The following is a 7,852-nucleotide window of genomic DNA, read 5'->3' as shown; positions in this document are numbered from 1 at the left end:
CGCGAAGCAGGATGGCGGACGGGGTGGGATTCGAACCCACGGTAGGCTCTCACCTACGGCGGTTTTCAAGACCGCTGCCTTAAACCACTCGGCCACCCGTCCGGGACGCGCGCCTATAGCAGCAGTCCGGGCGAGGGGGCGAGGGGCTTTGAGAGGCTTAATGAATTAACCAAGCCGCTTAACCACGGCTCAAGCCTATTGGCCCATGCTCAAGCCTCAAACAGCCGCTTTCAGCGGCGCAGGCGGGAGGGCGAGCCATGGCCCGGACTGAATGGGTGACGCGTAGCCGGAGCCTGGCCGTGCTGTTGCTGGCCGGCGCCAGCCTGGCGGCCTGCGCCACGCCGCATCCGCGCCTGGCGTCGCGGTTCCCTGCCGCCACGGCGCCCTCGGGGGCCGGCGGGCGCTACAAGGTCGGCGATCCCTATCAGGTGGCCGGCGTCTGGTACGTGCCCAAGGAACAGCCGAACTATGACGAGACCGGCATGGCCTCGTGGTACGGCGACCAGTTCAATCTGAAGCCGACCGCCAATGGCGAGATCTTCGACATGACCGCCCTGTCGGCGGCCCATACGACCCTGCCGCTGCCGTGCATCGTCGAGGTCACCAATCTGGACAATGGCCGCAAGCTGCAGGTGCGGGTCAATGATCGCGGCCCCTTTGTCGGCGGCCGGCTGATCGACCTCAGCCACGCCGCCGCCCGCGAGCTGGGCTATGACCGGGCGGGCCTGGCCCATGTGCGGGTCCGCTATGTCGGGCCGGCCACCCTGGGCGGACCGGACGCCGGGCTGCGCTATGCCTCAAACCAGGTGAAGCCCCCGGCGATCAGCGCCCCGCCGCTGCGCGCGACCCTGCCGACTCCAGCCCTGCCAACCCCGGCCCTGCCGACGCCGGCCTGGCCCAGCGCCACCCTCGCGCCCCTGACCGGCGCGGCCTTGCCGGCCTTGCCCATGGCTTCGGTCGCGGTCGCCTCGGCCGCCCTGCCGCCGATCCCTGGCGTCGCCATGGCCCCGCCGCCCGTCGCCGCGCCGCTGCTCCAGCCCGCGCCGATCCGGATGGCGGCCGCCGCGCCGCCGGTGCAGGTCGCCCCGTCCGCGCCCGCGCCGATCTCCGCCAGCGTCTATCGCGTCCAGGCCGGGGCGTTCAGCGACCAGGCCAACGCCCAGCGCGCCGCCAGCCAGCTGGGCGCCGCCGGGGACGCGGTGATCGAGACCGTCCAGCGCAATGGCGCGACCCTCTATCGGGTGGTGCTGCAGAGCACGACCGACGAGGGCGAGGCCTGGGCCCTGCGCGATCGGGTGGCGGCCTATGGCTTCGGCGACGCCCGGGTGCTGCGCCCCTTCTGACGGCCGCGCCAGACGGCTGGACAAACGGCGCGAACCGGCCATGTTGCGGCCGTGTCCCAGGGTCGTTTCATCACCTTCGAGGGCGGGGAAGGGGTCGGCAAGTCGACCCAGATCCGCCGGCTGGCGGCGCGTCTCGGCGCGACCGGGCGCGAGGTCGTGGCCACCCGCGAACCTGGCGGTTCGCCCGGCGCCGAGGCCATCCGCGACCTGCTGGTGAAGGGGGCGGTCGACCGCTGGAGCCCGGTCACCGAGACGCTTCTGATGTACGCCGCGCGACGCGACCATATCGAGCGGGTGATCCGCCCGGCGCTGGCGCGCGGGGCCTGGGTGGTCTGCGACCGTTTCGCCGATTCGACCCGGGCCTATCAGGGCGCGGCCGGCGGGACCGATCCTGGCCTGATCGCGGCCATGGAGACCTATGTTCTCGAGGAGATCCGACCCGACCTGACCCTGATCTTCGACATGGCGCCCGAGGCCGGCCTGGCGCGGGCCGCCGACCGGACCCATGCCGAGACCCGGTTCGAGTCCAAGGGCGCCGCCTTCCATGCCCGGCTGCGCGAGGCCTTCCTGGGCATAGCCGCCGCCGAGCCCGGGCGCTGCGCGGTGATCGACGCCGACCAGGGGCTGGAGGCGGTCGAGGCCCAGGTCTGGACCACGGTCGAGGGCCGGCTGGCCGTCCATGGCTGATCCGATCCCGCACCCGAAGGAAGTGTTCCGCCTGCAGGGCCACGAGGCGGCGGAGGAGGCTTTTGACGCCGCCCGCGCCCGGGGCCGCCTGCACCATGCCTGGCTGCTGACCGGGCCGGAGGGGGTGGGCAAGGCGACCTTCGCCTATCGCGCCGCGCGCCGGCTGCTGGGCGCGCCGCTCGATCCGCGCTTCGGCGTGCTGGGGGCCGATCCCGAGGGGCCGGTCGCCCGCCAGATCATCGCCCGCTCGCACCCCGACATCCTGGTGCTGGAGCGGATCGGCGAGGACGGCAAGCCGCGCAAGACCATCCCCGTCGACGAGGCGCGCCGGCTGTCGGAGTTCTTCTCCAAGTCGCCGGCCTCGGCGCCGCACAGGGTGGCGATCATCGACGCGGCCGACGACCTGAACATCAACGCCGCCAATGCGGTGCTGAAGACCCTGGAGGAGCCGCCGCCGCGCGGGGTGCTGTTCCTGATCTCCCATTCGCCGGGCCGGCTGCTGCCGACCATCCGCTCGCGCTGCCGCCGACTGGGCTTCAGCCCGCTGCCGGAGGCGGAGGTGGCGGCCTTCGTCGAGGACCGGGCGGGGGTGAACGCCGAGGACGCCATCCGGCTGGCCCGGATGTCCGGCGGCGCGCCGGGCCGGGCCTGGACCCTGGCCATGGCCGGGGCCGTCGCCATCGACGACGCGGCCCGCGAGCTGCTGCGCGACCTGCCCGAGGTGGACGAGGCCCTGGCCCTGTCGCTCAGCGACAAGTTCCGGGGCGGGGAGGGGGCGGCGCAGTTCGCCCTGCTGTTCGACCGGCTGGCCGAGCGCATTCACGGCCAGCTGCGGCAGAAGGCGGCCGAGGGCCGGGGCGGTCTTGATCGCTGGGCCGCGGCGTGGGAGACGCTCCAGCGCCTGCCGCGCGAGGTCGAGGCCGTGAACCTCGACCGCACGGACGCGCTCTTCACGGCGCTATCGACCTTGCGCGACGCCGCGCGCGCCTGACCCTCGGCCCTTCGCATGCTCATAGACAGCCACGTCAATCTGCACGCGCCTCAGTTCGATGAGGACCGCGAGGCCGTCATCGCCCGGGCGCGGGCCGCAGGCGTCCAGCTGATGGTCAATATCAGCGACAGGGTCTCGCACTTCGAGAAGGTGCGGGCGATCGCCGATGCGGCCGACATCTGGTGCACGGTCGGCACCCATCCGCATGAGGCCAAGGAGAACCCGGAACTGTCGGCCGCCGACCTGCTGGCCTATTGCGACGACCCGCGCGTGGTGGGGATCGGCGAGACCGGGCTCGACTTCCACTATGATTTCAGTCCCCGCGACGTTCAGGCCCAGGTGTTCCGCGCCCATGTGGCGGCGGCGCGCGCGAGCGGCCTGCCCCTGGTGGTCCACACCCGCGAGGCGGACGCCCTGATGACCGAGATCCTGGAGACGGAATTCGCCGCCGGGCCGTTCAAGATGCTGCTGCACTGCTACACCTCGGGCGCGGAGCTGGCCGCGCGGGCGGCGGCGATGGGCGCCTGGTTCTCGGTGTCGGGCATCGCCACCTTCAAGCCCGCCCAGGACGTCCGCGACGTGATCGCCCAGATGCCCGCCGACCGGATCATCGTCGAGACCGACTGCCCCTATCTGGCCCCCGTGCCGCATCGCGGCCGGCGCAATGAGCCGGCCTTCCTGCCCGACGTCTTGGCGGGCCTGGCCAGGACGCGAGGCTGGGACCTCGCCGAGGCCGAGCAGCGGACCGAGGAGGCCTTCTTCGCCCTGTTCGACAAGATACCAAGACCGGCGGTGGCGGCGTCATGAGCGGCGAACTGGAAATCACCCTGCTGGGCACAGGCTCCTCCGGCGGCGTGCCGCGCGCGGATGGCGACTGGGGCGACTGCGATCCGCGCGACCCGAAGAACCGCCGCTCGCGCTGCTCCATGCTGGTCCGCCGCAAGGGCGAGGGCGCAGAGCATGAGACCACGGTGCTGGTCGACACCTCGCCGGACCTGAGGCTGCAGACCGCCGACGCCGGGGTGAAGCGGCTGGACGCCGTCCTGCTGACCCACGATCACGCCGACCAGACCCACGGCATCGATGACATCCGCGCCTTCTTCATCCGCCAGCGGGCGCGGATTCCAACCTATATGGACGCCGCCACCGAGGCCTCGATGATGCGGCGGTTCGGCTATGTGTTCGAGGGCGAGGGCGGCTATCCCGGCATCGCCGACCGCCGGTTGATCCCAGCCCACGGCGCGCCGTGGCGAGTCGACGGGCCGTCCGGCGCCATCCCGGTGACGACCTTCGACCAGGACCATGGCGGGGTGCGCTCGGTCGGCTATCGGTTCGGCGACGTGGCCTATTCCAGCGACGTCGTCCATCTGGACGACCAGGCCTTTGCCGCCCTGCAGGGATTGGACGTGTGGATCGTCGACGCCCTGCGCTGGCGACCGCACCCGACCCACGCCCATGTGGAGCGGACCCTGGAATGGGTGGAGCGCGCCCGCCCCCGTCGCACCATCCTGACGAACATGCACATCGACCTCGACTATGAGGACCTGAAGCGCAAGCTGCCCAAGGGTGTGGAGCCGGGCTATGACGGCATGCGGTTTTCACATCACTTGCGCGTCGATATCTGATGACTAAACCGTCGCTTAAGCTGGGTTTCCTCGCGTCCCGCAACGGCTCCAGCCTGCGCGCCATCGTGGGCGCGATCCGGGCGGGAACGCTGGATGCGCAGGCCCGGCTGGTGGTCAGCAACAACCGGGCCGCCCCGGCGCTCGCCTTCGCCGCCGAGGCTGGAATTCCGGAGCTGTGCATACCCACCCAGGCCGACGCCGAGACCGCCGACCGGCGCCTGGCCGCCGCCCTGACCGAGGCCGGGGTCGAGTTGGTGGTGCTGTCGGGCTATCTGCGTCGCCTGGGTCCGGTCACGCTGGCCGCCTATCGCGACCGCATCCTCAACATTCATCCGGGCCCCCTGCCGGCGTTCGGCGGGGAGGGCATGTATGGCCGCAAGGTGCATGAGGCGGTGATCGCCGCCGGCGCGGCCCAAAGCGAAATCACCATCCACCTGGTGGACGAGGAATATGACCATGGCGCGGTGCTGGCCCGCCGCGCGGTTCCCATCGCGCCCGGCGAGACCGCCGACAGCCTGGAGGCCAGGGTCACGGCCCTGGAGCCGGAGGTCTTTGTGGAAACCCTGCAGCGCATCGCGCGCGGCGAACTGGTCCTGCCCTAGCCGGTCCGGGCTTGCGCCTGGCCCCTGGTCCGCCAAACTGCCCGGGCCGCCAGACAGGACCCCGACATGACCGCCAGCCGACACCTCGTCGATCCCGAGCTCCTGCCGCTGCTGGACAGCATTCCGCCCTTCGAGCTCACCGAGGCGGTGCTGCCGATGATGCGGTCCAGGCCGGCGCGGTTTCCGGTGGCCCCGGAAGATCTCGAACGCACCGAGATGACCACCCGCCAGGTTCCCGGGCCGGACGGCGCGCCGGAGGTCGGCGTGGTGATCTATCGGCCCAAAGGCGCGACCGGCCCCTTGCCCTGCATCTTCCACATCCACGGCGGCGGCTATGTCACCGGCTCGGCGACCGGCAATGAGGCCGCCCACCGGCCGATGGCGGCCGAGCTCGGCTGCTGCATCGTCTCGGTCGAGTATCGCCTGGCCCCGGAGACCCGGTTCCCCGGGGCGATCGAGGACTGTTACGCGGCCCTGGGCTGGGTGTTCGCCCAGGCCGGCGAACTGGGCGTTGATCCGGCGCGGGTGGGGATCATGGGCGAGAGCGCCGGGGGCGGCCTGGCCGCGGCCCTGGCCCTGCTGGTCCGCGACCGCGCGGACTACAGCCTGGCCTTCCAGCACCTGATCTATCCGATGATCGACGATCGCACCTGCGTCACCGCCGATCCACACCCCTATGCCGGCGAGTTCGTCTGGACGCCCCAGGCCAATCAGTTCGGCTGGGCCAGCCTGTTGGGCGCGGCGCCGGGCGGGGAGGGCGTCTCGCCCTATGCGGCGGCGGCCCGGGCCGAGCGCCTGGACGGCCTGCCGCCGACCTATATCGCCACCGGTTCGCTGGACCTGTTCCTGGAGGAGGACCTGGCCTACGCCCAGCGGCTGCTGCGGGCCGGCGTGCCGGTCGAGCTGCATGTCTATCCCGGGGCCTTCCACGGCTTCCAGTGGGCCCCGGACGCCGGGGTCAGCCGGATCGCGGCCCGTGACACCCGCGCGGCCCTGGCCAAGGCCATGGCCCAGGCCGCGCGCGGATAGGCAAACCCGATTGACTGCCCCTAGGGCGCTTGAGCCGAACTGCGCAAAACACCCATCAGGACGAGATCGATCATGGCCAGCCCGCCCCGCGCCCATAAGTCCGTCGGCGAGGACTATCTCGCCGGCGCCAAGCGCGTCAGCCACGCCTTTCCGGTCCCGGCCAGGGCGGTCTGGGCCGCCCTGCTGGACGCCGACGCCTGGACCCATTGGCTGCCGATCACCAAGGTCACCTGGACCAGCCCCCAGCCGTTCGGCGTGGGCACGATCCGCACGGTCGAGGTCGGGGCGGCCCGGATCGAGGAGGAATTCTTCGCCTGGGAGGAGGGCAAGCGGATGGCCTTCCGCTTCGCCGCCTCGACCTTGCCGATCTCGGCGGCGATCGAGGACTATCAGGTGATCGAGACCGTCACCGGCTGCGAGCTGCGCTGGGCCGGCCGCGCCAGCGCCGTGTTCCCCCTGGGCTTCCTGGTCACCCAGCAACTGGCCGGCGGCCTCAAGGCGGGCCTGCCCAAGCTGGAAGCCCTGATCAAGGCCGAGCCGGCCCGGTTCGGTATCTGATGAGCGACCGGTCCTTACGCATCATCGTCCTGAACGGGGTGCTGATCATCCTGGCCGGCATGATCCTGGCCGGCTTTCCACTCGCCTTCGTGGTCGCCAAGCAGGTCTATGGCCAGGCGTCGCCCCTGGCCATCGCGGGCGATCACCGCGCCTGGACCATGGCCCATCTCGAGGGCTTGCTGAACGGCCTGCTGGTCATGGCCCTGGCGGGGGCGACCCGGTTGGGGGCAGGGATGGCGCCCGGTCGCGAGGCCTGGCTGGCTCCCTGCCTGCTGGTCATGGGCTGGGGCAATCTTGCAGCCTCGATCCTGGCCCCGATCCTGGGGGTGCGCGGCATGGCCTTCGACGCCCACCCGGCCAACAACCTGGTCACCGGGATCTTCATGGCGGCCCTGGTCGCGTCCTTCGCGGCCTTCTGGGGCGTCATCCGGCATCTGCTGACGCCGGGGCCTGCGGAGCGGACCTAAGCCGCGACCACAGCCCGCGCCGGGACCGGCAGCTTGCCGCCGGCGGCCTTGGCGCGCTTCTCGCCCTTGGCGATCTCCTTCTTCAGGTCGGCGCAATAGACGCCGAAGTCGACCTGAATGGTGTGGCGCTTGGCCTGGTAGTACTGGCCGAGGTGGGTCTCCTCGTCCTTGACGATCACCGCCCGCATCTCGTCGGGGGAGGGCGGCAGGTATTGGCCGGCCAGATAGGCGGCGACCAGCTTGGACTGCTGCTCGGCGAAATTGACCAGGGTCGGCAGGGGCTGGGCCAGGGCCATGTAGAACAGGTTGGGGATCTGTGGGTTCATCATCCGCTTGAACAGCGGCAGGCGGTGATCGGCGTCGGGGACCAGTTCGGGGTCGCTGAAGAACGGGAAGCGCATGTCATAGCCGGTGGCGAAGACGATGACGTCCACATCCTCGACGCTGTCGTCGGTGAACCGCACCTGCTTGCCCTCCAGCGCCTTGATCGCCGGCTTGAACTTCACGTCGCCGCAACCGACCCGGGTCAGGAACTCCCCGGACACCGACG

9 protein-coding genes, 1 tRNA gene and 1 pseudogene are annotated in these 7,852 nt (G+C 71.2%); 9 read left to right on the top strand and 2 right to left on the bottom strand.

Annotated elements, in window-relative coordinates; all coding sequences use genetic code 11:
• Positions 1-12 precede the first annotated feature (12 nt).
• Positions 13-102: transfer RNA gene (locus Q7P21_RS17435), tRNA-Ser, on the bottom strand.
• A gap of 155 nt (positions 103-257) precedes the next feature.
• Between Q7P21_RS17435 and Q7P21_RS17430 the strand changes: the two genes are divergently transcribed.
• The 9 genes from Q7P21_RS17430 (at position 258) to Q7P21_RS17390 (ending at position 7,302) form a co-directional block, all read left to right on the top strand.
• Positions 258-1,343, top strand: a complete 1,086-nt coding sequence (locus Q7P21_RS17430) for a septal ring lytic transglycosylase RlpA family protein (RefSeq protein WP_304171483.1) — start codon at positions 258-260, stop codon at positions 1,341-1,343.
• 51 nt (positions 1,344-1,394) lie between these two features.
• Positions 1,395-2,030, top strand: coding sequence for a dTMP kinase (gene tmk / locus Q7P21_RS17425; protein WP_304171482.1), 636 nt, complete (start codon positions 1,395-1,397; stop codon positions 2,028-2,030).
• On the top strand, positions 2,023-3,021 hold the full coding sequence (locus Q7P21_RS17420) for a DNA polymerase III subunit delta' (protein ID WP_304171479.1): 999 nt from the start codon (positions 2,023-2,025) through the stop codon (positions 3,019-3,021). Before tmk ends, Q7P21_RS17420 begins: the two co-directional genes overlap by 8 nt.
• Before the next feature lie 15 nt (positions 3,022-3,036).
• A complete protein-coding gene (locus Q7P21_RS17415) occupies positions 3,037-3,828 on the top strand; it encodes a TatD family hydrolase (RefSeq protein WP_304178106.1) in 792 nt (263 codons plus the stop codon).
• Positions 3,825-4,646 (top strand): MBL fold metallo-hydrolase, encoded by an 822-nt coding sequence (locus Q7P21_RS17410; protein ID WP_304178104.1) that lies wholly within the window; start codon positions 3,825-3,827, stop codon positions 4,644-4,646. The genes Q7P21_RS17415 and Q7P21_RS17410 overlap by 4 nt, the downstream gene beginning before the upstream one ends.
• Positions 4,646-5,248, top strand: coding sequence for a phosphoribosylglycinamide formyltransferase (locus tag Q7P21_RS17405; RefSeq protein ID WP_304178103.1), 603 nt, complete (start codon positions 4,646-4,648; stop codon positions 5,246-5,248). Before Q7P21_RS17410 ends, Q7P21_RS17405 begins: the two co-directional genes overlap by 1 nt.
• Before the next feature lie 66 nt (positions 5,249-5,314).
• Positions 5,315-6,277 carry an alpha/beta hydrolase gene (locus tag Q7P21_RS17400; protein WP_304178101.1) on the top strand — a complete coding sequence of 321 codons (963 nt, stop codon included), beginning with the start codon at positions 5,315-5,317 and terminating at the stop codon, positions 6,275-6,277.
• A 72-nt stretch (positions 6,278-6,349) separates the two neighbouring features.
• Entirely contained in the window at positions 6,350-6,835 is a 486-nt protein-coding gene (locus Q7P21_RS17395) for an SRPBCC family protein (RefSeq protein ID WP_304178099.1), read from the top strand.
• A complete protein-coding gene (locus tag Q7P21_RS17390) occupies positions 6,835-7,302 on the top strand; it encodes a hypothetical protein (protein WP_304178098.1) in 468 nt (155 codons plus the stop codon). Before Q7P21_RS17395 ends, Q7P21_RS17390 begins: the two co-directional genes overlap by 1 nt.
• On the opposite strand, the pseudogene Q7P21_RS17385 reads toward Q7P21_RS17390, so the two are convergent.
• Positions 7,299-7,852: pseudogene (locus Q7P21_RS17385) on the bottom strand (NAD(P)/FAD-dependent oxidoreductase); the annotation flags it as partial. The gene Q7P21_RS17390 and the pseudogene Q7P21_RS17385 overlap by 4 nt on opposite strands.

Origin of the sequence: Phenylobacterium aquaticum, assembly GCF_947378715.1 — a bacterium.
Taxonomy (GTDB): Bacteria; Pseudomonadota; Alphaproteobacteria; order Caulobacterales; family Caulobacteraceae; genus Phenylobacterium; species Phenylobacterium aquaticum_A.
Note: the sequence above shows the minus strand (reverse complement) of the source record. Positions and strands in the feature narration are given on the sequence as shown.

Coding starts and splice junctions, on each gene's coding strand:
- Q7P21_RS17410 (WP_304178104.1), top strand. CDS start 3,825: ATGAGCGGCGAACTGGAAATCACCCTGCTGGGCACAGGCTCCTCCGGC.
- Q7P21_RS17405 (WP_304178103.1), top strand. CDS start 4,646: ATGACTAAACCGTCGCTTAAGCTGGGTTTCCTCGCGTCCCGCAACGGC.
- Q7P21_RS17430 (WP_304171483.1), top strand. CDS start 258: ATGGCCCGGACTGAATGGGTGACGCGTAGCCGGAGCCTGGCCGTGCTG.
- Q7P21_RS17420 (WP_304171479.1), top strand. CDS start 2,023: ATGGCTGATCCGATCCCGCACCCGAAGGAAGTGTTCCGCCTGCAGGGC.
- Q7P21_RS17395 (WP_304178099.1), top strand. CDS start 6,350: ATGGCCAGCCCGCCCCGCGCCCATAAGTCCGTCGGCGAGGACTATCTC.
- Q7P21_RS17390 (WP_304178098.1), top strand. CDS start 6,835: ATGAGCGACCGGTCCTTACGCATCATCGTCCTGAACGGGGTGCTGATC.
- Q7P21_RS17400 (WP_304178101.1), top strand. CDS start 5,315: ATGACCGCCAGCCGACACCTCGTCGATCCCGAGCTCCTGCCGCTGCTG.
- Q7P21_RS17415 (WP_304178106.1), top strand. CDS start 3,037: ATGCTCATAGACAGCCACGTCAATCTGCACGCGCCTCAGTTCGATGAG.